Here is a 22,207-nt window from a genome sequence, read left to right as displayed (position 1 = left end):
AGGAGAAGAATATGAAAGATGTTGTAATAATAGGAGCAGGTGTAACAGGCACATCTGTAGCTTACAATTTATCAAAATACAAGGGAGATTTCCTTGTAGTAGAAAAGCATGCTGATGTTTGCGAAGAGACATCAAAAGCAAACTCTGCTATTTGCCACGGTGGCTATGATGCTGAGCCAGGTAGTATGAAAGCGAAAATGAATGTTGAAGGTAACCACATGATGAGAGAGTTAGCAGATGAGCTATCTTTTCCATACAAGCAAATAGGAACCTTAGTTTTATGCCATGATGAAAAAGACTTCCCAAATTTACAAAAACTATATGATCAAGGTATAGAAAATGGTGTTGGTGGCATGAAAATAATTTATAACGAAGAAATTCGTGAATTAGAACCTCATGTTGAAGAAAACGTATATGCTGCTTTATACTGTGAAGAAGCTGGTATAGTAGATCCATTTTTAATGAACATAGCTTATACTGAAGGATCAAATATAAATGGTGTTGAATATAAATTAAATGCAGAAATTAAAGATATAGTTGAAAAAGAAGATCACTATGTGTTAATTACTGCTGATGGTGAAGAAATAGAAACAAAGGCAGTTGTAAATGCAGCAGGTTTATATTCTGATCAAATCCATGATATGGTATTTGATGATAATAAGTTTGAAATCAGAGCACGTCGTGGAGAATATTTACTCCTTGATAAAGCAACAAAAGGATATGTAAATCATGTCTTATTTAACCTACCTACAGAAAAAGGTAAAGGTATACTTGTAACTCCTACAATTGATGATAATACTTTGATAGGACCTACATCAGACTTTGTTGATGATAAAGCAGACTTAGTAACAACTAGAGAGGCTATAGAAGAAGTAATTGATAAAGTAAATGATACAGTAGATAATGTTCCTGTTCGTCAAGTAATCACCTCTTTTTCAGGAAACAGAGCTCATGAATCAAACGGAGACTTTATCTTAGAGGAAAGTAAAAAAGGATTTTTTGATTGTGTAGGTATAGAATCGCCAGGACTTACATCAGCACCTGCTATTGGTAAGTATATGGCAGATCTTATCAAAGACTCCCTAGAATTAGAAGAAAAATCTGACTTTAAGCCAGGTAGAAAAGCTATTCCAAAAACAAGTGAGATGACAAGGAAAGAGCATAATGAGCTTATTAAAGAAAATCCATTATATGGCAAGATCATTTGTAGATGTGAAAAAGTAACCGAAGGCGAAATTGTAGATGCCATCCATGCACCTGTTGGAGCAAGAACAGTAGATGGAATCAAGAGACGTTGTCGAGCTACAGCGGGTAGATGCCAAGGTGGTTTCTGCTTACCATCAATTATTGAGATCTTGTCTAGAGAACTTGGCGTTAGTGAAGAAGAGATAACTAAAAAAGGTAAAGACTCTTTCTATATTGAAAAGAGAGCAAAGTAGGGGGAAGAAATGAAAGACTATGATTTAGTAATAATTGGTGGAGGTCCAGCAGGACTTTCAGCAGCAGTAAAAGCCTACGATGAAGGAATCAAAAATATCCTTGTGGTAGAACGTGATAATAGATTAGGTGGTATATTAAATCAATGTATCCATAACGGGTTTGGGTTACAAAGATTCAAAGAGGAGTTAACAGGTCCTGAATACGCACATAGATTTATTGATGAAGCTCAAAAAAGAGATATAGATATAATGATGAATACCATCGTAATGGATCTTCACGAAGATAAAACAGTTTTATTAATGAATGAAGAACGTGGAATGTTTGAAGTAAAACCAAAAGCAATAATTCTAGCTATGGGTTGTAGAGAAAGACCAAGAGGAGCGCTAAATACTCCAGGAAGTCGTCCAGCTGGTGTTTATAGTGCAGGTACAGCTCAAAAATTAGTAAATCTTGAAGGATATCTACCAGGAAAGAAAGTAGTTATATTAGGATCTGGAGATATAGGACTTATCATGGCAAGACGTATGACTCTAGAAGGCGCAGAAGTAGAATGTGTAGCAGAACTTATGCCATTTTCAGGTGGTCTAAAGAGAAATATAGTTCAATGCTTACACGACTATGATATTCCACTTTATTATTCAACAACAATTTCAGGCATTAAAGGAACTGATAGAGTAGAAGGAGTTTATCTATCAAAAGTAGATGAAAACTTAAGAGTAATTGAAGGAACAGAAAAATTTGTAGAATGTGATACAGTTCTTCTTTCAGTTGGCCTTCTACCAGAAAACGAACTTACTAAAGAGGCAAATATTAAGCTAGATCCAAGAACAAAGGGAGCTTATGTATCAGATAAGCTAATGACAAATGTAGATGGTATATTTGCAGCAGGAAATGTTTTACACGTTCATGATTTAGTAGACTTTGTATCGGAAGAAAGTGAACTTGCAGCAGTTAATGCAGCAAACTATATAAAAGGTGAATTCAAAGAAACATCAGAGCATACAATTGATCTAGAAGCAGGAAATGGCATATCATACACACTTCCTCAATTTATAGATTATGAAAATATGGATGAATCAATAATAGTTAAATTTAGAGTGAACAACGTATACCCATCTAGAAAAATTTGTGTATATACAGATGATAAATGCATAGTTGAGCGTAAAAAAAGAGTTCTAGCTCCAGGTGAAATGGAACTACTCAGACTTAAAAAAGAAGATATAGATCCAGAAACTAAAAAAATCACTATTAAATTGGAGGAAGTATGAAAAAACAATTCACATGTATCAATTGCCCATTAGGTTGTCAAGTAGTAGTAACCATGGATGGGGAAGAGATAACAGATATATCAGGAAATAACTGTAAACGTGGAGAAAATTACGTAAGAGATGAAGTAAAGGATCCAAAGAGGATGGTATGTTCGACAGTTAAAATTTCTGGAAGTAATGCTTACAGTGTTCCAGTAAAAACAGAAACTGCTATTCCAAAAGGATTAATATTTGAATGTATGAAAGAAATCAATAATACTGAGATTAAAACCCCAGTGCATATAGGTGATGTAGTAATTGATAACGTCCTAGATACAGGAGTAAATGTAATTGCTACAGATGAGAGAGCATAGACTTTTCTATAATTTTTCCTAAGATAGAAATACCCCAAAATCGTACTTTAGATTTTGGGGATTTTTTAATGGATAAAGTTCTTATGATTTTTTCTTTTTTAGCTTAAAGGCAGATGCTATTTCATCAAGCTCATCGACTTTTAGTAAATATACGATAAGAAGATAAATTAGTCCTGTAAGGGCAATAGTAACTAATAACCATAAATTAGATGGTCTTAATTTGTAGAAGTAGTTTGCAAATGCTCCGATTATAGCTCCAGCTAATAATATTTTTATTAAATTTTTAAAAATATATCCTATATTTAAGCTTCCATAGCTTTTATTATAGATTATAAAGGCTATCACTATCGGAGCTACTTGGCTAATTGTTGTAGCAAGGGCTAACCCAACCAATCCATAAGCTTTAGAAAGAGTATAATCGAGGATTATATTTATACCTAACTGAACAAATGATATTATAGTTGGTACTTTTGTATTTTGGTGACTAAAAAATGATAGGTAAAGTACATCTACTATAGCAGGACCTATTAAATAAAGTGTGTAGTAAAATAATACATCACTTGTCATAATCATATCCTGATATGAAAAAGCACCTCGATAGTATACAAATGATATTATTGGCCTTGATAGGACCATCATACCTATAATTGATGGGACAAATAGTATAAGTATTTTAACCATTGTTTTACTTGTAACTTCCTTCATTCCCTTTATATCACCTTCTGCTACAAGTTTGCCTATAATTGGATATGCAGTAACTTGGAAAGGCACTATAAATGTAGAACTTATTATTCTTATAATCTTCAGTGCATAATTTAGTATAGAAACTCCACCATCGCTTGCAACTAAAGAAGCAAATGATTGATCTACAATAGTTGATATATAGACTGCTGCCATAGAAAATGTAGTAGGCAGGGATAAAAGAACAATTTTTTTGATGTTTTCATCATATACGAATTTTACTTTTCCTCTTTTAAACCCTACTTTTTTAATAGCTTTTGGAAATACTACAAACTGGACAAGGTAGGCTAAAAATATACCGATTGCTATAATACTTACATTGGACTTAGATATAACTATTGTTATAGATAGTATTACATTTAGGATTAGAAAAGGTAATGCTGGTGTAAGAAAGTCTCCCTTAACTTGTAAATAAGCAGATAAAATAGCAGCGTATATATTTGGATATATGGTAATCATTATGGCACGCATAAATAAAGTTGCTATTTTTAATTTTTCTCCACTATAGCCTGCTGCAAAGAGCTTAACAATTGATGGAGCAAATATCAACCCTAAAATCATTATTAACGTTGACAAAAAAAGGGAAAAGTTCAATAAGTTATTTGTAAATTTATCTCCAGATTTTTCCCCCTCTTTTTTTATTATTTCCTCGTAAGTTGGTATATAGGTTTTGCTTAGTGCATAAGTTATTACTGAAAATATGAGGGTAGCAGCTGTAGTTGAGGTATTAAAGGCATCTGTTATAGGGCCTGTACCATATACATAAGAAAATATCATTTCTCTACCAAAAGCAAAAAGTTTACCTATTAGATTTAAAATTATTAATAAAAGTGTATTATTCATGATTTTTTATAAGCGTAGCCTAGCAAGAAATTATCTATTGATTCTATTTCTAGGCTTATAAGTTTTTCTATTGGTATTTCGAATGTATCAAATATTTTGGCATTTGATGTATTTATTGCATCTATATTGACAATATCGTCATTATAGTCCTTTACAAAACCAGTTATAGAATCATAATAATTAAAACTTGTCGCAAGTCTTATGATTTTCTTATGATCTTTGGCATATTTTATTAGATCTATAAAGTCAGGTTTAGAAGAGTATATCTCGTTATCGCTATCACCTATAGAGATATTGCCCCAAAAACCCATATAGGTTTCAATTTTTTTAAGATATTCGCTATTCTTTTCAATACCGTCAATTGTATTTTTATCAAACAATAAATAACCATCAAATTTACCTTGATCATCTACAAGGTGGGTGAATAATCTATCATCACTTTGATAGATCACATAACCTACAGCAAATGAATCATTGTCTGATGAATATATTTCTACTAAATCTTTCATTTAAACTCCTATTTATTTAAGAAACGTGAAAGAAATTCGCGTGTTCTTTTATGGTGTGGATTTTCAAAAATTTCTTCTGGAGAACCATCTTCAAGGATTATACCTTTGTCCATGAATAATACCCTAGTTGATACATCTCTAGCAAAGTCCATTTCATGAGTTACTACGATCATAGTGATACCTGTTTTAGCAAGATTAGTCATAGCATCTAGGACTTCTCCGACCATTTCTGGGTCTAGAGCACTTGTAGGCTCATCAAATAATAGAACTTTGGGATTCATACAAAGGGCACGAGCTATAGCGACTCTCTGCTTTTGACCACCTGATAATTGATCTGGCATTGCATGGAAGAATTTATCCATACCAACATCTGTTAGATATTCCATAGCTAAGTCTTTAGCTTCTTTCTTGTTTTTGTGTAGAACAAGTTCTTGTCCAAGGGTACAATTTTCTAAAACATCTTTATTATCAAAAAGGTTGAAGTTTTGAAAAACCATGCCCACTTCTGAGCGATAATGTCTTTCATCAAAACTATTATCTAAAATGTTTTTTTCATCATATAGGATCTGACCGCTTGTTGGTGTTTCTAAGAGATTTAGGCAACGAAGTAGGGTAGATTTACCAGAACCCGATGAACCAATTATTGACACTACTTCGTTCTTTTCTACTCTAAAATTTATATCTTTAAGTACTAAATTATCTCCAAAGTTTTTTTCTAGATTTTTAACTTCAATTATTGGCATGTTTTACTCCTGTACTAGATTCATGGATAAAGTCACGTCCATTCATATTGCGTTCAACTAATAATAGTATTCTTGTTATTACAAAAGTTAATACAAAATAGATTATTGCTGTTATGAGATAAGTTGGGAAGAATTGATAGGTAGATCCTGCAACTGACTTACTCATAAAGAATAATTCTGTAACTGATATTACATTAAGTACTGATGTATCTTTGATATTTATTACAAATTCATTACCGAGTGATGGTAGGATAGTTTTTACAGCTTGAGGAATGATTACATTTTTCATTGTTTGCCAGTGAGTCATTCCCAAAGCCTTACAGGCTTCAAATTGCCCTTTATCTATAGAATTGATTCCACCACGCACTACTTCTGATAGATAAGCACCTGTATTTATTGAAACTATTAGTATGGCTGCAAACATAGTTGATAGGTCTATATTAAAGTATTGCTTTAGTCCATAAAAAATTATTACAGCTTGTACCATCATAGGTGTGCCGCGAAAAATTTCTATGTAAGCTCCTAGGACAAAGTTGATGATTTTATAAAGGACATAACCGATAGGATTTTTTATTTTGTTAACTTGTATTTTTCTAATAACTGCTACCAATAGACCAATCAAAAATCCTAAAGTGGTAGAAACTATAGCTATAAATAATGTATTTAATATACCTTTAATAAATAGTGAGGAATATCTTTGCCATATAGATTTCATCTCTGCTCCAAAGCTTTGCTCACTAGTAGGATTTTCATCTTTATCTACTTCGTTTGTTAAGTCAACCATTTTATCCATTATGTCTTTTTTTTCTGATTCTGGGATATTATTTAGAGCTTTGTTAATTTTTTCGGTAAGTTCTGAACCTTTTTTTACCCCTACGGCTACAGAAGTGTAGGTTTTATCTATTGTGAACCCATCTTTATCTTTGAAACTTAAAAATACTAAATTAGGGTTTGATTTAACAGCGCTAGCTGCGCCAGATTCTTCAGAAAGATAACCATCTATTGTACCTGCATTTGTTGCAGTAATCATAGTTGGAAAAGAGTCTAGAGCTTGTTGCTTTTTCGCTCCATCCATTTGATCTATCAAATCATAGTGGAATGTTCCAAGTTGGGCTGTGATCTTTGCATCCTTAAAATCATGTATACTCTTTGCTTTTTCATATGAAGACCCCTTTTTAACAACTACTCCAACTTCTGCATTGTAATAACTATTTGTAAAATCTATTTGTTCTTTACGTTCTGGGGTAGGACTCATACCTGCTACTATAGCATCGATTTTACCGCTGGTAAGAGCTGGTATTAATCCATCCCAATCTATCTTATAAATCTCTAGCTTCATTCCGAGTTTATCAGCAAGTTCCTTTGCTATGGCTACATCATAGCCATTGGCATACTCACCATTTGAATTAGCAACTGGGATAGCTCCATTTTTATCATCTACTTCTGAAAAATTAAATGGAGCATAATTTACTTCCATACCAACTCTTAATACTGGATCTTGGTTACTTGCGTAGCTGACACCTGAAAATGCAAATAAAATTAAGATCAGATTCAATAATGTTCTTTTTATTCTTTTCATAATAATTCCTTTCATAAAATTTGGATTAGTTTATTTTAAGCAAAAAAAATACACGTGCTTCTAATCCGCTATGGGACGAATGCCGTGTTACCACCCAAATTCATGCACTTTTCACAAAGCACATCTCAATAAGTACCATCATACTCGTTTGCTATAACGGGCAAACCCGTCTTTAGATCAATTACTATCCCCAAAGAAACTCAAAGGCTTTTTTCACATATATTCCAAATATCCCTTCGCACCAAACAGGGACTCTCTTTATTTTTCCTATAAGCTACTCTTCTTATCAATGTCATTTTTCATATAGTACAAGATTTTTTTATAAAAGTCAAGAGAAGATGGTATACTTATTTAAAGAGGGAAAATATGAAATTAAGTGATAGACAAGAAGAAATTATTAAATTATTACAAAAAGCGTCAAAACCTATAAGCGGGGAAGCTTTAGGCAAACACTTTTTTGTATCTAGACAAATAATCGTAAAAGACATAGGAGTACTTAAAGCCTTTGGTATAAATATAATCTCTACAAATAAGGGATATAAAATTGGCGATAGTAAAAATATAATTAGGATTATAGAGTCAAGCCATGAAGATAAAGATATAAAAGACGAGTTAAATACTATAGTTGATAATGGGGGAGTAATAATAGATGTATTTATAAATCATCCAGTATATGGAATTATAAAAAAAGACCTAGACATCCATTCCAGAAATGGCGTAAATAATTTCGTAAAAAGTATGGACGAATCTACTCCGCTAAAAAACCTAACCTTAAACAATCATTTTCACACCATAAGTGCTGAAAGTATAGAAGTTATAGAAAAAATAGAAAAAGCTCTTAAAGCTAAGGGATATTTGAAATAAGAAATAGCTAATATTTTAATTAATTTATTGCATAGAATTAGTTAGTAAATTAAATGCTTACATGTATATACAACGGGAAATATTTGTGGTATACTAGTTTCATCAAATTGTAAGGGGATTTTATGAGAAAATATTTAGATGAACAAGGTATTAGTCTTTCTCCTAAGGTATATTTTATAGATGCTCTAGGAGCAATGGCTTTTGGACTATTTGCTTCTCTTCTAGTAGGAACTATTTTAAATTCTATAGGAAATATTTTTGCTATAAGCTTTTTTACGGAAAGGATTTGGCCTCTAGTTGGGAAAGCTACAGGTGCGGCTATTGCTGTTTCTATAGCTTATGCACTTAATGCTCCTAATTTAGTTTTATTTGCATCAACAATAGTTGGTCTTGGTGCCTATGAGCTAGGTGGGCCAGTCGGAGTTTACATCGCTACTATTTTTGCAACAGAATTTGGTAAGTTAGTTTCAAAGAGAACAAAGCTTGATATAATAATTACACCAACTGTTACAATTCTTATAGGAGTTTTTCTAGGAGATTTTATAGGCCCAGGCGTGGCAAGTTTTATGACTTGGATTGGAAATGTTATAATGCATGCTACAGAACTTCAGCCATTTTTAATGGGTATTGTAGTTTCTACTTTAGTAGGAGTGGCATTGACTCTTCCAATATCTTCAGCTGCAATTTGCATGATGCTAGGTTTATCGGGACTTGCTGGAGGAGCAGCTACAGTGGGATGTTGCGCACAAATGGTTGGTTTTGCAGTTGTATCCTATAAGGATAATGGAATAGAAGGTTTACTTGCCCAAGGGCTTGGAACTAGCATGTTTCAAGTACCTAATATAATAAAAAACCCATGGATATGGTTACCAGCAACTCTTTCAGGAGCGATAATTGGTCCAATTGCAACAGTAGGTTTTAAGATGGAGAATTCACCTTTAGGATCTGGTATGGGAACAAGCGGTTTAGTAGGACAAATTTCTACTCTAGAAACTTTAGGGTCAAGTAGGGGAATAGGTGCAGTTTTATTACAAATTCTAGTCTTACAAATAATCCTTCCAGCTATTTTATCTTTTATAATTTATAAGATAATGTATAAAAAAGACCTTATAAAAGATGGAGATATGAAGATCGAATTTTAATATTTTTATTATAACTAATAATTTACTGTAAATACTTTAATGGAAATTTAATGAAAGTTGAATATAATTAATAAAAAGAAGAGCATTTTTAATAATGCTTTTTTCTTTTCAAATAAAGGAGTTTATGATGGAAGAAAAAAAAAGAAATTTCGATCAATTTAAGGTTAATCTTCATGAAGGTTCTAGAGTTGGTCATGTTATAGCAGTTATGAGTGGTAAAGGTGGTGTTGGTAAGTCATCTGTAACTAGTATGATTGCTAATAAATTAAATAAAAAAGGTTACAAAGTAGCTATATTTGATGCTGATATTACAGGACCATCTATACCACAAGCTTTTGGTATAGACGAAAGTGTAAGAGGTACTAAAGAAGGACTTATGTACCCAGGTCTATCTCGTGATGGAATAGAAGTTATATCAGTTAATATGATCCTACCAAATAAGACGGATCCAGTAGTGTGGAGATCATCCATAGTAACTGGGGTAATCAAGCAGTTCTATTCGGATGTAGATTGGGGAGAGATTGATTATATGCTCATAGACATGCCTCCAGGAACAAGTGATGTACCACTTACAGTATTCCAATCTTTACCAATAGATGGAATAGTGGCGGTAGCAACACCACAAGATTTAGTTGGAATGGTTGTAGAAAAATCACTTAAGATGGCTCGCATGATGGGTAAAAAAGTAATAGGAATAGTAGAGAATATGTCATATTTTAAATGCCCAGATTGTGGAAGCGAGCATAAGATATTTGGTGATAGTCACGTTGATGAAGTTGCAGAAAATCATAATATTGATACCATAGCAAAACTACCAATAAATCCAGAAATATCTTCAAAAATTGATAGTGGTCTAATTGAAGATATTAATCCAGCAGAATTAAATCCAATCATAGAAAAAATTGAAAGTTTATAGGAGTGGTTTATGAAAAAAAGATTGTTGACACTAGTTTGTGTCTTAAGTATTTTACTGCCATCGATTTCCTTTGCAAAAAGTGCTGATTCAAATAAAAACGATGTAGTTTATGGAGCGGCTTTAAGTGAAGAACAAATTAATCAAATGAATGATGCTTTTGGTGTAGAGAAGAATGATTCAAATATAAATTATAGTAGGGCTTCGGGAAGTGACTTACAAAAATATTTAGGATATTATACTGATAATAGCAATATGATTTCATCAGTATATATTAAAAAATTGCCAGAAAAATCTGGAATCAAAGTTAATATTGTAACTCCAACAAATATTACATCTATCACTCAAGGACAATATACAAATGCTGCCATAACAGCAGGTATTAGTGATGCAGAAATCTATGTAGCAAGTCCAAAACCGGTTACAGGAGAGTCAGCATTAGTTGGAGTATATGTTGCTATGGATTTAAGTGGAGAAAAAGTAGATCCAGAACGCGCAAAAGTTGCTCAAGATGAATTGGAAGCGGTAAATGAAATATCTAAAGAAAATGAAGGAAAAGATAATTTCAAACCTGAGGATCTAGATAAGGTTGTTATAGAAGTTAAGCAAAAGTTAGCTGATCATAAAGAAGAAACAGGACAAGCAGCTGATGCTAATCAAATCGGTATCTATATACAAGATGCATTAAAAGATGTAAATCTCCAAAACGTTCTAAGTGATAATAATATAAACATACTTATAAATTACTTTGATAAATATCAAAATTCTTCTGCTATAGATAGTGAAGAAGTAAGAGAAAATCTTATGAAATTCGGCAATGAACTTGCTGATAATGCAAATAAATTTTATAACGATAATAAAGAATCAATTGATAATATAGCAAAAGAAGCTCAAGATAGTGGCTTACTTGATTCATTACTTAACTTCTTTAAGTCAATAGCAAATTCGTTTGTAAATATTTTTTCTGGAAATAATGATTAGATAAATAAAACTAGTTAGGATATTAGCTTATCTCAGCTAGTTTTTTTATGCTTTGAAAAAAATAACAAAACAAATTTAGATCTAGCCAGGATATTTTAGAAATATCGATGTACTTAAGAGATCTCTCTACTTTAGTCGGGTTGGTATATTATTTGTACTTATTTTATAATCAAAGTACATAAAATTTCTATCTATTCGTCTGAAGCAAAGTAGAGTGGAGAAATCTATAATTGCTTATGATGTTTTTTGTGTACTCTATTTAGCCAATATAGTTATTTGTCATTATTCTATAAATAAAGTTCATAAAATCATCCACCTATTTCGACTGGAGCGAATCGAAGTTTAGAAATCTGGAAATACCTATGATATTTCTCTATATCCTTCATTTAATCGATATAGACATTTGTACTTATTTTTTAAAACAAAGAGAACAAAGCTACCCATCCATTTCGACCGAAGCGTAGTGGATAAATCTCTTTTTCTAACTAAATTAATATAAAGATTAGAATAAAAATATCCCCTAAATTTTAATTATATAGGGGATAATCATATTATATTATTTTATTGAATAATTCTTCTTATAGAAATTGGATTTCTGATAGGACTTATCTTTATGCCTGAATTTGGATTTGAAGCGTGGATCATATTACCATTACCATCTGCCATACCGACATGGGTTATATTATTAAGGCTTGTTCCAAAAAATACTAAATCTCCAGCTGCTTCGCTACCTAAAGGTATTTCTACACCATATCTTTGTTGACTTTGGGCAAAGTGTGGTAGACTTATGCCTATTTGTCTATATATTTGCATAGTAAAACCAGAGCAATCTATACCATTCCAAGGATCTACACCACCCCAAACGTAGGGTCTTCCTACAAATTGGGTTGCCCAATTATATAGTTTAGTACCAGCTTCTGATCCTGTGACTGGTACTGTTATAGTCTGACTATTATCCACAACACTTGTTTGTTCTTGATTATTGGATTGAATATCATTTCCGTAGGTGGTAGTAGTTACATATCTAACTTCCGTAATATTCTTCATCTGATTTTTTAACTCTTCTTCTCTTTTAAGCTGAGTTTTTATATGATTATTTACATCGTTATAAAAAGATTTAAAATCATCAAGATCCTTACCACTTTTAGTTGAAATAGCTAGTGAGGATAGCTTTACATAACCTTCTTTCAATCCTTTGCTATTATTTTTATCATCTTTCTGATTATCATTGTCTTTATTTTCGCTAGATAAAGTAACAACCTCAGGGATTTCAAGAGAGCTACTTAAACTACCTAGTGTTACAGTTTTAACATTGCTTTTATTATCACTTGATTTATTTTTTGAATCATTTTCAGTTTCTGCTAGATTCTTTACATTTATTTTCTCATTGTCTTTAAAATCTTCATCATACGAAACTTTTACAAATTCGCTATCAGGTTCAAAGGCAAGGATAGTTACTTTACTATCTTTTTTAAGTTTATAGTCGGTAAGATTTTTAGAATTGCTATCAGGTTTTTCTTTAAGATTGGTCTCAGAAATTATACTAGTATGGTTTAACTTATAGAACCATCTTTTGGCAACATAAGCTTTTTGACCATCATATTCTATTTGATACCAATCGTCTGATTCTCCTTTTATTTCATAGGGAGTAAAATCTTCGATCCCACCTAATATTTCACTATTTACATCTTCTTTGACTCTAATATTTACCCCATCAGTTATATTTTTGTTTAGAACTATGGAATCTGCATGGGACAAGCTTGGATTTATAAAAATTTGAGAAAATACCAATGAAGTTAAAAATAGTTTTTTGATACTTTTTGACATCTTTTCTCCTAGTTTTTTAATATAATATAATTTTAGTATAGATGGCTTAATATGTCAATTTCATTAGTATTTTTCAAATAATACATAGGCGAAATCTACAATTTCTTTTGAAAATTCATTTCTAAGATAGGATGTATCAAGCCTATTTATCCTAACTCTATCCAGACCATCAGCATCTTTAAATAGTTTTGTTAAAAAAATTGCTCTATCAAAGTTTTTTACTTCAAATTCTTCGATAATATCTTTCATATCATTGTCATTAGCAGAATGTGCAGTAATAACTGCTTGCAAAATATTTTTATCATCTGGATTGATTTTGGCATAATCTATTGAGTCTATGGCAGCTCGTCTACCATGTTCTACATCCCATCCATCATTCTCTCTTTTTGTATCATGAAGGCTTGCTGCATATCTTAAAATATCGGTATCTCTTTTATCTAAGCTATATTTCCAAGATAAGATTAACGAATAAAAAATGACCCTTTCTATGTGAGCTTGGCCATGGACTTTGGATTTAAAAAGTATATCTGTATTTAAGTTTTCATATGTTTCTAGTAGGACATCAAAATATGGAGATTCTTTAAATTTATTAAAGAAGTCATATTCTTTAATCCAGTTTTCTTTTGTTATTATTTCAACCATTCTCATAATAATCTCCTTTATCATATTTTAACATTTTATTAAATTTTAGAAAAGTACATAAATTAGTATATTTCCTATTAAACTAGGTTAATATTTTATATCAGAAAATGGCAGTAGTATATTTATAAAATAAGCAAAATTATAGGCTTACTAATTGCAATTTAGCTATTAGAGTAACTTCTTAGTACATTTGATGATAATTTATAAGGCTCATTAGCGTCAAATATTTTTAGAAGATACTCTACAATATTGGAATCATATATTTTGTGACAAAAGCTTTATTTTTCTTGTCTTTACAAATTCACGCAAGTTTATTAGAAACATAATAGAGTATATAAGACTAAATGATATAAAGGAAAGTGTTATTGAATTTGTATGCAGAATTTTATTAATTACATTTAGAAAAAAAGGAGCTACAAATCCTCCCATATTGCAACCTATAAAAATAAGGTTGTTTGCAATCCTTGCATGGCTACCTCTTACAAATCTTGAAACTTCTGCAAAAAGATACGGTGTGCAAAGTGATTGTGAGAAAGCTATTAGGACCATGCAAAGTAAAAATACATACATATTATCGCCTAATAAGGCAATAATTGCATTAAATATTGTGTATATAGCTAATCCTAAAAGAATAGTCTTTTCACGTAGATTTTTATTTATAAATCCAAAAAGAAACCCAGAAATCATACCAGATAGTGGTAGGGCTATCATGTATATATTAATATCAGCACCCTTACCCTTAGCCAGTGTAGCTACTGTAGGGAATCTTATACTTAGAGAACTTACGTTCATAATCATAACAGCGCCAAAGAATATATAAAAAAAGATTTGCTTATTAAAATGAAATTTTCCTAAATTTTCTTTTTCTTCAATATTAATATCAGGAATAGTTTTATCAAAATAAAAAAGAACAATAAAAGCTAAAGCATAGGCTAAAAATGAGAAAGTCCATTTTATTTTAATTAAAAGTCCAGCTATGAATAGTAAAATTGTTTGTCCTATAAATTCAGTAGAATTTCTTATACCATGTAGTCTTGAAGCTTCATCACCTTCAAAAAATACATTTATATAATTTGCACTATGACCATTAAAAAGGCCAACTCCAGCTCCCATAATAATTCTACTTATAAAAACTGACCAATAACTAGTTTTTATAATAGGAAAAATGGAACTTATTGCTACTAAAAATAATCCGAGTAATACACAATTTTTCATACCTATTTTTTTAGTTATTACTTCACTTAAAATCATAGTTACAATTGTAGCTATGGATGAGAGAGTTATTAAAAATCCAGCATTTGTAATTGATATGTCAAATGTTTCTTGCATAAATACAAGACTACCAGAAATTATACTATTACCTGCTACAAATAAAGCTATAGAAAGTATAGCGGCTTTTTTTCTTAAATCATTTTTCAAATTAATTCCTCATTTCACAAAATAATCTAAGAAATATAATAGCAAAAAACATCTACTTGGTAAAGAAAAAATAACAATTAAAAAAAGCTGGGAAAATCCCAGCAAGAAAGTTATTACCTAGCATCTAAATCACCATATTTTTCAGCTTGGCTATCAAATTTTTTCTCAGCGTAAGAGCATATAGGTATAATTTTTACATTTTTTTTACGAGCATTGTTACAAACCTCATCTAGAAGTTTTTCAGCAAGTCCTTCACCTTGGTGGTTTTTATCTACAACTGTATGGGTAATAGCCCAAGTAGTATCTGTTTTTTCTTCATATTGGCAATAAGCAATTTTATTCTTATCACTATCAAAAGCCTGCGCTTCATGATCTTCTTGGTTAAATCTAATAATCATTTTCTTCACCTCTTAATATATAACTACCCAAATTTGGGTAATTAATAAACAAGTAGATTATTGAACCCATAAATAAAGGTGAAGAGATATGGATTCAATAAATATATAAGTTATAAGTATTGATGATATAAACATTAAGGAGGAATAGTGAGAAGAGATTATAAATTTTCATCTGTAATTATCATTCAGATCATCGTAACATTAATTTTAGTACTAATAGTATCATTAACAGGAGCATATGCTAATTCAGATTTTAATACTGGATCTAGTATACTAAATACGATCTTAACTACAGCAGTACAAACAATTTTTGGATTCATTATAGCTCGTGGACTTGTATTTAATAGGATGGGAAGTTTAGGAGAGTACTTTGATAACTTTAACTACCTTACACTTAAACTGTTTGGACTTTGTTTTATTATTTCTATATTACCATATTTATTAATTGTAGGTTTTGGAATTGGGTTAATATCAAGCCTTACAAGTGCAATGATATCTGGGAATAACTTTGCTGGTTTTGGATCTATGATGGGATTATTAATATTATTGACAATATTATCTATAGTATATACTTTTTTTACTGCATATAATCATTTTGTAGCAGCAGATAATCCTGATTTATCTTTTGGCGAACTTTTTAAAAAGGTTTTTAAAATTGGGAGTGATTTGTTTTCTAAAACCTTTAAGACATACTTAAAATGGCTTATTTTACCATCAATATTGTATATATTTATAATTGTAGTTGCATCATCGAAGCCAACAACTGTAGGAAACTCACTTTCATTAGTTTTGTCAATATTATTTGTTATCTATATAATATTTATAGCTTTAGTTTTTGCCTTAGTTGAATTATCAGATCATTATCTAGACTATAAATATAAAGAACAAATAGATAATGATGAGAAAATATCCTACGAAGTTTAGGGGATAAACTTGGTAACAGAAAGGAAGATAAGATGTCTAAAGAAAAATTAAAAGAGTTAATTTATAATGACGAAGATCAAATAATCAAAGAAAGACGCGAAATTCATCAAAATCCAGAGCTTGCTATGCAGGAGTATGAAACAAATGATTATATAAAAGAAAAGTTAGAATCATATGGACTAGAGGTTAAGCAACTTGAACCAACAGGTCTTGTTGCTGATATAAATCCAGATAGTGATGGAAAGACAGTTTTGCTTCGTGCAGACTTTGATGCCCTACCAATTCAAGAAACAAATGAGTTTGACTTTAAATCTAAAAATGAAGGTAAATCCCATGCCTGTGGTCACGATACTCATGTTGCTATGCTATTAGCAGCTACTCGTGCTTTAATAGAAGTAAAAGATGAGCTACCAGGAACTGTTAGACTACTATTCCAACCAGGAGAAGAAACAGGAGATGGTGGAAAATCAGTAGTAAAACAAGGCGTTACAAAGGGAGTAGATAGTGGATTTGCTATTCATATATTTACAAATTTTGATTTAGGATATGCTGCTACTGGATATAACCAAGTAATGGCTGGAAACTATTTTTTTGAAGTTAGCTTTAAAGGTAAGTCTGCTCATGGTTCCACACCATATCTAGGTAGTGATGCTATTATGATGTTAAATACATTTATAAATGGAGCAAATGGAGCAGTTTCAAGAAAAGTAGATGCTTTAAATACACCTATAGTGTTAAATTTTGGAGTCATTTCAGCAGGATCAGTTGGAAATGCTGTAGCAAGTGATGCCAAATTAACAGGAAGTTTTAGATTTTTTGATAATGATTCAGCCGATGAATTTTTAAAAGAACTTCAAAAAATAGCAGATATTTCAGCGGATATGTATGGAGGCAGTGCTAAATTTACCTATAATCAAGGAGCAGGTCCAGTTATAAATGAAAAAAGATCGACAGATACTGCCGTTAAAGTTGCAAGTGAAATATTCGGTAAGGATCATGTAAAAACTGATCTTAGAGTTGCTGGCTCTGAGGACTTTGGATTACTTCTTGCAGGATTTGAAGATTATAAAGGAATGCCAGGATCATATATGTGCATTGGAGCAAGAAATCCAGATGATAAGTCAACTTTTCCAACAAATCATGCTCAAAACTTTAATCCTGATGAGTCTGCCTTTAAAGATGGAGCACTAGTATTAGCTCAATATGCTTATACTTTCTTAAATGAGGGAGAGGATCTCAAGCAATAATACTAGTATTAAATTGAGGCTTTAAGCCTCTTTTTTTGCGTGGTTTATTATTTGTCATTTTTATTATAAAATATAAATATAATGAGAAAGGATTAATCATGAGAATTGTTGTAATGGGTGCAGGCTCTGTAGGATCCTATATAGTATCTGTATTGTCAGATGAAGGTCACGATGTCTTAGTTATAGAAAAGGATCAAGATGCACTAAATTATCTCCTAGCAGAAAATGATGTAATGGGCATCTTAGGCGATGGAACAGATCCATCTTTGCTTCGTGAAGCCGAGGTGGGAGATTCAGATTTTTTTATAAGCCTTGCAGATGATGACGAGGTAAACATTGTTGCGGGTAATATGGCAAAAGTATTTGGTGCTGGATTTACTATAGCAAGAGCAAGAAGTCCTAAATATCAAGAAAATTATGAATTTATGAAAAAATTTATGGGCATAGATTATTTTCTAAATCCAGAAATGCTTGCTGCAATAGAAGTTGAACTTACACTAGACTATGCTATGGCAAGCTCGGTAGAATCTTTTTTTGAAGGTAGAGTTCAAATGATAGAATTTACCATTCCTAGTAATTCTAAGATGGTTGGTAATAGTTTATCGGATTTAAGTCAAAATGGATTTCTGGAAAATTTACTTATTACTATTGTAGATAGAGATGAAGAAATACATATTCCAAATGGAGATTTTATAATCGAAGCTTTAGACAGCATACATGTTATTGGGACTCCTAGTGATCTTAGAAAATTATACTTAGGAGAATTTGGGAATAATACAGATATTAAATCATCTCTTTTAATTGGAGCATCTAGAATTGCATATTATTTGGCAAGCGATCTTATTAAAAAGAGATTCGATGTTAAAGTTATTGAAATTGATGAGAAAAAGGCTCGTGATTTTCATCGTCAAGTTCCTAACGCTATCGTAATACATGGTGATGGAGCAAATTCTACTTTTTTAGCAGAGGAAAACTTAGAGGACTATGATTCAGTTATAGCATTAACTGGGATTGATGAAAGAAACATACTTATTGCACTTTTGGCTGAAAAAGCTGAAGTTAAAGAAGTGGTAACTAGAGTTGATAATAAAGATCTGCTTAGGGTGACAGGGGTATTAGATATTGATGTGACAGTTACACCTATTAAAGAAGCAGCTAATCATATATTAAGGATTATAAGGGGTAAGCTAAATAAATCAGGATTTTCTATAAGTAGTCTTTACCTGGTAGAAGATAATGAAGTAGAGGCAGTTGAATTTAAGGTTTTAGAAGGTTCTACTATAATAGGAGTGCCTATAAAGAAATTAAATATAAAAGAAGATACTATAGTTGCTTTTATTCAAAAATTTGATACAAATCAAGTTATTATTCCAAACGGAGATACAAGTATTAGTCAGAATGATAAAGTAATTGTTGTTTCAAAAAAGAAAGCATTCAAAGAGATAGATGATATATTGGTGAAAAAATGAAAAAAGAATTTATTTTAAACTCCTTGGCAAGACTTAATATGCTGTTTGCGGGGATGATGCTATTTCCTTTTTTGGTAGGAATTATATATAAGGAACCTCTAAGATATCTACTAGATTTTTTTATACCTGCACTTATCATATTTTTAAGTGGATATATACTCTATGAAAAAATAGAGTTTAAAAAAACTTTCAATACAAAAGACGCCTTAACACTTGTTGCAATTTGCTGGCTAGTGTATTCCATATTTGGAGCGATTCCTTTATACCTTTATCCAGGAGACTTCAATACATTTTTTGATGCTTTTTTTGAATCGGTAGCTGGATTTTCTACTACAGGAGCAACTATTGCTAGAGATGTCGAAAGCTTGCCAAATTCTATAATTTTTTGGAGATCTTTTGCTCAATTTATAGGTGGTTTGGGAATAATATCTCTAACAGTCTCCATTCTTCCAAAACAAAGCAAAAAATCAACTATGATAATGAAAGCTGAGTCTGTAGGGCCAACTTTTGGTAAAATTACACCTAAAGTGGCTGATCAATCTAAAGTTTTATATACTATTTATATATCTATGACTCTTATAACTATTATTTTATTATCTTTAGGGGACTTAGACCTATTTGATTCTATTATATACGGTTTAGGAGCAGCAGGAACTGGGGGCTTTGCTAATAGAGACTTATCTGTAGGATATTACAATTCAACTTATACAGAAATAGTGCTTGCTATTGCAATGTTTATGTTTTCTATAAATTTTAATATTTATTATATGGCTTTTTTTAAAAGATCTAAAAACTTCTATAAATCTGAAGAGTTAAAATGGTATAGTGTTATGCTTATTACTTCTATATTATTAATTTTCATAAATACTTTTAGCATGTATGAGAAGTTAGGAAGGCAATTGGTCGATGTAGTCTTTGCTGTAACTAGCATATCTTCTACAACAGGATATGTTGGGAGTGATACATCTACTTGGCCTATATTTTCTAGAGTGATTTTAGTAGGACTTATGTATGTTGGGGGTATGGCTGGTTCTACTGCTGGTGGGCTAAAGATGTCTAGGCTTGTTTTGTTGGTAAAATCTTCAGTGAATCAATTCAGGATGATGATTAACCCCAATAGAATAACAGTAGTTGAGTTTGAACATAAGACAGTGGATGATAAGTTGCAGCAATCAGTGATGAGTTATTTTATAATTCACATACTAATATTTTTTATACTACTTGCTATAGTTGCTATTGATATAAATAACTTTTTAGAGGCTTTTACAGCAGTAGCTACTACTTATAATGGCTTAGGGCAATTTGGTGAAGCTCAAAGTTTTTATGAATTAAGGGAGGCTTCTAAATTTGTTCTATCTATTGCTATGCTTTTAGGTAGGCTTGAAATATATCCTTTACTATTATTATTTACGCCTTCTACTTATAAGAGAATATAGGGTAATAACTATAAAGATCTAAATACTAGATTATTTATAGTTTATAGTTGAATTTGTAAATAAAAATGCTATACTTATTAGGCTGAGGAGGAAGAAATGAACATTATAATCTTGGGTGCAGGAAAAGTAGGCTCCCACTTGACTAATGAATTATCCTTACAAGATCATGATATTTTAGTTATTGATAAGGATAAAGAGGTTTTAAATAGATTACTTGAACAAAATGATGTTATGGCTATAGTTGGGGATGGTCGTGATATTGATGTTTTAGAAGAAGCAGATGTAGGAAAATGTGATCTTTTTATAGCTTTAACTATGAGTGATGATGTAAATGTAATAGCATCTTCTTTAGCTAAATCCTTGGGAGCTAAAAATATCATAATAAGGCTTAGAGATCCAAAATATGTAAATCATTATGATCGTATAAAAGATATTACTAACTCAAATGAAATAATAAATCCAGAATTTTTGGCAGCCAAATCCATACAGAGATCAATCAAATATTCTCATGCAAGAAATGTGCAAAGCTTCCTTAAAGATAGGGCTCTAATGATTGAAATACAGCTTGGTAAGAATTCTAAGCTTGCTGGACATAGCTTGATGGAAGCGAATTCTTATCTTAGAACATTCGATATAATCATAGGAATCGTTAATGTTAATGGTGAAATATATATACCAAATGGTGATTTTATATTAGAAAGTGGAGATAAACTTTATATAATGGGAACAAAATCAGGTATAGATAAATTTTATAAATCAGAAATACCTGAGAGTATAAGAATAAAGAATGTTTTAATAATTGGGGCAAGTTCGATTACTAGACATCTAACAGGCTTGTTATTAGAACGTAATTTTAATGTTACAATTATAGAAATTGATAGAGAAAAAGCAATATCCATTCAAGAAGAATATAAAGAGGCCATAGTAATAAATTCAGATGGATCGGATCCTGATATATTAGAAGAAACTAGGGTTGAAAATTTTGATGCAGTAGTTTCTCTTACAGGCATAGATGAAGAAAATATTTTGATTGCTCTAATGGCAGAAAGATACGGGATTGATAAGATAATTGCAAAAGTAAATAGAACCAATCTATTAAAAATAACTGGTGTTTTGGATTTGGATGCTACGTTCACTCCAAAAACAGCAGCTAGTAATTATATAAATAGACTTATCAGATCAAAAGAAGATGCTAGAGGAGTTTCAACTTTAAGTAATCTATACAAGCTTGAAGATGATCAAGTAGAAGTTTTAGAATTTGAAGTTAGTGAAAATTCTAGAGTATTTAATAAAAAATTAAAAGATCTGCCAATAAAATCAGGAACACTTGTAGCTATTATCGAACATTCTGAATACAATGGAGATATTGAAGTGGCAAGTGGAGAGTCGGTAATTGATATGGGTGATAGAGTATTATTGATTACAAAAAATAAAAACATCACTCAAATAGATGACATTTTGGAGTAGAT

Annotated in this window: 20 protein-coding genes and 1 other annotated feature; of the genes, 12 read left to right on the top strand and 8 right to left on the bottom strand. The window is 31.2% G+C overall.

All coding sequences use genetic code 11. The features are described from left to right. Nucleotides 1–11: 11 nt before the first annotated feature. From J2Z39_RS05345 to J2Z39_RS05335, 3 genes are read left to right on the top strand one after another with little or no spacing between them, the layout of a single operon-like run. A complete protein-coding gene (locus J2Z39_RS05345) occupies nucleotides 12–1,439 on the top strand; it encodes an NAD(P)/FAD-dependent oxidoreductase (protein WP_209814114.1) in 1,428 nt (475 codons plus the stop codon). A gap of 9 nt (nucleotides 1,440–1,448) precedes the next feature. Continuing rightward, nucleotides 1,449–2,708, top strand: a complete 1,260-nt coding sequence (locus J2Z39_RS05340) for an NAD(P)/FAD-dependent oxidoreductase (protein ID WP_117521813.1) — start codon at nucleotides 1,449–1,451, stop codon at nucleotides 2,706–2,708. Continuing rightward, nucleotides 2,705–3,061: a DUF1667 domain-containing protein gene (locus J2Z39_RS05335; RefSeq protein ID WP_117521812.1), complete on the top strand. Its 357-nt coding sequence runs from the start codon at nucleotides 2,705–2,707 to the stop codon at nucleotides 3,059–3,061. The genes J2Z39_RS05340 and J2Z39_RS05335 overlap by 4 nt, the downstream gene beginning before the upstream one ends. Before the next feature lie 81 nt (nucleotides 3,062–3,142). Here the strand turns inward: J2Z39_RS05335 and murJ are convergent, their stop codons facing one another. From murJ to J2Z39_RS05315, 4 genes are read right to left on the bottom strand one after another with little or no spacing between them, the layout of a single operon-like run. Beyond that, complete coding sequence (murJ, locus tag J2Z39_RS05330; RefSeq protein WP_209814113.1) at nucleotides 3,143–4,645, bottom strand: murein biosynthesis integral membrane protein MurJ; 1,503 nt, start codon at nucleotides 4,643–4,645, stop codon at nucleotides 3,143–3,145. After that, nucleotides 4,642–5,154, bottom strand: a complete 513-nt coding sequence (locus J2Z39_RS05325) for a hypothetical protein (protein WP_209814112.1) — start codon at nucleotides 5,152–5,154, stop codon at nucleotides 4,642–4,644. Before J2Z39_RS05325 ends, murJ begins: the two co-directional genes overlap by 4 nt. A gap of 8 nt (nucleotides 5,155–5,162) precedes the next feature. Continuing rightward, on the bottom strand, nucleotides 5,163–5,897 hold the full coding sequence (locus J2Z39_RS05320) for an amino acid ABC transporter ATP-binding protein (protein ID WP_245325703.1): 735 nt from the start codon (nucleotides 5,895–5,897) through the stop codon (nucleotides 5,163–5,165). Further along, entirely contained in the window at nucleotides 5,884–7,476 is a 1,593-nt protein-coding gene (locus tag J2Z39_RS05315) for an ABC transporter substrate-binding protein/permease (RefSeq protein ID WP_209814110.1), read from the bottom strand. The genes J2Z39_RS05320 and J2Z39_RS05315 overlap by 14 nt, the downstream gene beginning before the upstream one ends. A gap of 68 nt (nucleotides 7,477–7,544) precedes the next feature. Continuing rightward, nucleotides 7,545–7,775, bottom strand: a binding site (T-box leader). A gap of 67 nt (nucleotides 7,776–7,842) precedes the next feature. On the opposite strand from J2Z39_RS05315, the gene J2Z39_RS05310 reads away from it, so the two are divergent. From J2Z39_RS05310 to J2Z39_RS05295, 4 genes are all read left to right on the top strand, one after another. Continuing rightward, a complete protein-coding gene (locus tag J2Z39_RS05310) occupies nucleotides 7,843–8,340 on the top strand; it encodes a transcription repressor NadR (RefSeq protein WP_117521807.1) in 498 nt (165 codons plus the stop codon). Between the two features lie 122 nt (nucleotides 8,341–8,462). After that, nucleotides 8,463–9,482: a PTS sugar transporter subunit IIC gene (locus J2Z39_RS05305; protein ID WP_209814107.1), complete on the top strand. Its 1,020-nt coding sequence runs from the start codon at nucleotides 8,463–8,465 to the stop codon at nucleotides 9,480–9,482. A gap of 127 nt (nucleotides 9,483–9,609) precedes the next feature. Further along, nucleotides 9,610–10,398: an Mrp/NBP35 family ATP-binding protein gene (locus J2Z39_RS05300; RefSeq protein WP_117521805.1), complete on the top strand. Its 789-nt coding sequence runs from the start codon at nucleotides 9,610–9,612 to the stop codon at nucleotides 10,396–10,398. 9 nt (nucleotides 10,399–10,407) lie between these two features. Continuing rightward, complete coding sequence (locus J2Z39_RS05295; protein WP_117521804.1) at nucleotides 10,408–11,376, top strand: DUF1002 domain-containing protein; 969 nt, start codon at nucleotides 10,408–10,410, stop codon at nucleotides 11,374–11,376. Nucleotides 11,377–11,937: 561 nt separating this feature from the next. Here the strand turns inward: J2Z39_RS05295 and J2Z39_RS05290 are convergent. The 4 genes from J2Z39_RS05290 to J2Z39_RS05275 form a co-directional block, all read right to left on the bottom strand. After that, a complete protein-coding gene (locus J2Z39_RS05290) occupies nucleotides 11,938–13,203 on the bottom strand; it encodes a C40 family peptidase (RefSeq protein ID WP_209814106.1) in 1,266 nt (421 codons plus the stop codon). Between the two features lie 63 nt (nucleotides 13,204–13,266). Then, on the bottom strand, nucleotides 13,267–13,851 hold the full coding sequence (locus J2Z39_RS05285; protein WP_117521802.1) for an HD domain-containing protein: 585 nt from the start codon (nucleotides 13,849–13,851) through the stop codon (nucleotides 13,267–13,269). A gap of 249 nt (nucleotides 13,852–14,100) precedes the next feature. Then, nucleotides 14,101–15,264, bottom strand: a complete 1,164-nt coding sequence (locus J2Z39_RS05280) for an MFS transporter (protein WP_245325702.1) — start codon at nucleotides 15,262–15,264, stop codon at nucleotides 14,101–14,103. A 113-nt stretch (nucleotides 15,265–15,377) separates the two neighbouring features. Continuing rightward, nucleotides 15,378–15,662 (bottom strand): GNAT family N-acetyltransferase, encoded by a 285-nt coding sequence (locus J2Z39_RS05275; RefSeq protein ID WP_209814104.1) that lies wholly within the window; start codon nucleotides 15,660–15,662, stop codon nucleotides 15,378–15,380. Between the two features lie 147 nt (nucleotides 15,663–15,809). Here J2Z39_RS05275 and J2Z39_RS05270 point away from each other — a divergent pair, with 147 nt between their 5' ends. The 5 genes from J2Z39_RS05270 (at nucleotide 15,810) to trkA (J2Z39_RS05250) (ending at nucleotide 22,205) form a co-directional block, all read left to right on the top strand. After that, nucleotides 15,810–16,586: a hypothetical protein gene (locus J2Z39_RS05270; protein WP_209814102.1), complete on the top strand. Its 777-nt coding sequence runs from the start codon at nucleotides 15,810–15,812 to the stop codon at nucleotides 16,584–16,586. Between the two features lie 32 nt (nucleotides 16,587–16,618). After that, a complete protein-coding gene (locus J2Z39_RS05265; protein WP_209814099.1) occupies nucleotides 16,619–17,833 on the top strand; it encodes a M20 metallopeptidase family protein in 1,215 nt (404 codons plus the stop codon). 98 nt (nucleotides 17,834–17,931) lie between these two features. Beyond that, nucleotides 17,932–19,302 (top strand): Trk system potassium transporter TrkA, encoded by a 1,371-nt coding sequence (trkA, locus tag J2Z39_RS05260; RefSeq protein ID WP_209814097.1) that lies wholly within the window; start codon nucleotides 17,932–17,934, stop codon nucleotides 19,300–19,302. Continuing rightward, complete coding sequence (locus tag J2Z39_RS05255) at nucleotides 19,299–20,738, top strand: TrkH family potassium uptake protein (protein WP_209814095.1); 1,440 nt, start codon at nucleotides 19,299–19,301, stop codon at nucleotides 20,736–20,738. Before trkA (J2Z39_RS05260) ends, J2Z39_RS05255 begins: the two co-directional genes overlap by 4 nt. A gap of 96 nt (nucleotides 20,739–20,834) precedes the next feature. Next, nucleotides 20,835–22,205 carry a Trk system potassium transporter TrkA gene (gene trkA, locus J2Z39_RS05250; protein WP_117521795.1) on the top strand — a complete coding sequence of 457 codons (1,371 nt, stop codon included), beginning with the start codon at nucleotides 20,835–20,837 and terminating at the stop codon, nucleotides 22,203–22,205. Nucleotides 22,206–22,207 lie beyond the last annotated feature (2 nt).

It is taken from the genome of Anaerococcus nagyae, from assembly GCF_017874535.1.
In the GTDB taxonomy this organism is placed as follows: Bacteria; Bacillota; Clostridia; order Tissierellales; family Peptoniphilaceae; genus Anaerococcus; species Anaerococcus nagyae.
The sequence above is the reverse complement of the archived record's forward strand: the minus strand, read 5'-3'. Positions and strand labels throughout refer to the sequence as shown.

What these genes read in the sequence shown, in the direction of transcription:
- J2Z39_RS05345 (WP_209814114.1), top strand. Translation starts at nt 12, where the DNA reads ATGAAAGATGTTGTAATAATAGGAGCAGGTGTAACAGGCACATCTGTA.
- J2Z39_RS05340 (WP_117521813.1), top strand. Translation starts at nt 1,449, where the DNA reads ATGAAAGACTATGATTTAGTAATAATTGGTGGAGGTCCAGCAGGACTT.
- J2Z39_RS05335 (WP_117521812.1), top strand. Translation starts at nt 2,705, where the DNA reads ATGAAAAAACAATTCACATGTATCAATTGCCCATTAGGTTGTCAAGTA.
- murJ (WP_209814113.1), bottom strand. Translation starts at nt 4,645, where the DNA reads ATGAATAATACACTTTTATTAATAATTTTAAATCTAATAGGTAAACTT.
- J2Z39_RS05325 (WP_209814112.1), bottom strand. Translation starts at nt 5,154, where the DNA reads ATGAAAGATTTAGTAGAAATATATTCATCAGACAATGATTCATTTGCT.
- J2Z39_RS05320 (WP_245325703.1), bottom strand. Translation starts at nt 5,897, where the DNA reads ATGCCAATAATTGAAGTTAAAAATCTAGAAAAAAACTTTGGAGATAAT.
- J2Z39_RS05315 (WP_209814110.1), bottom strand. Translation starts at nt 7,476, where the DNA reads ATGAAAAGAATAAAAAGAACATTATTGAATCTGATCTTAATTTTATTT.
- J2Z39_RS05310 (WP_117521807.1), top strand. Translation starts at nt 7,843, where the DNA reads ATGAAATTAAGTGATAGACAAGAAGAAATTATTAAATTATTACAAAAA.
- J2Z39_RS05305 (WP_209814107.1), top strand. Translation starts at nt 8,463, where the DNA reads ATGAGAAAATATTTAGATGAACAAGGTATTAGTCTTTCTCCTAAGGTA.
- J2Z39_RS05300 (WP_117521805.1), top strand. Translation starts at nt 9,610, where the DNA reads ATGGAAGAAAAAAAAAGAAATTTCGATCAATTTAAGGTTAATCTTCAT.
- J2Z39_RS05295 (WP_117521804.1), top strand. Translation starts at nt 10,408, where the DNA reads ATGAAAAAAAGATTGTTGACACTAGTTTGTGTCTTAAGTATTTTACTG.
- J2Z39_RS05290 (WP_209814106.1), bottom strand. Translation starts at nt 13,203, where the DNA reads ATGTCAAAAAGTATCAAAAAACTATTTTTAACTTCATTGGTATTTTCT.
- J2Z39_RS05285 (WP_117521802.1), bottom strand. Translation starts at nt 13,851, where the DNA reads ATGAGAATGGTTGAAATAATAACAAAAGAAAACTGGATTAAAGAATAT.
- J2Z39_RS05275 (WP_209814104.1), bottom strand. Translation starts at nt 15,662, where the DNA reads ATGATTATTAGATTTAACCAAGAAGATCATGAAGCGCAGGCTTTTGAT.
- J2Z39_RS05265 (WP_209814099.1), top strand. Translation starts at nt 16,619, where the DNA reads ATGTCTAAAGAAAAATTAAAAGAGTTAATTTATAATGACGAAGATCAA.
- trkA (WP_209814097.1), top strand. Translation starts at nt 17,932, where the DNA reads ATGAGAATTGTTGTAATGGGTGCAGGCTCTGTAGGATCCTATATAGTA.
- J2Z39_RS05255 (WP_209814095.1), top strand. Translation starts at nt 19,299, where the DNA reads ATGAAAAAAGAATTTATTTTAAACTCCTTGGCAAGACTTAATATGCTG.
- trkA (WP_117521795.1), top strand. Translation starts at nt 20,835, where the DNA reads ATGAACATTATAATCTTGGGTGCAGGAAAAGTAGGCTCCCACTTGACT.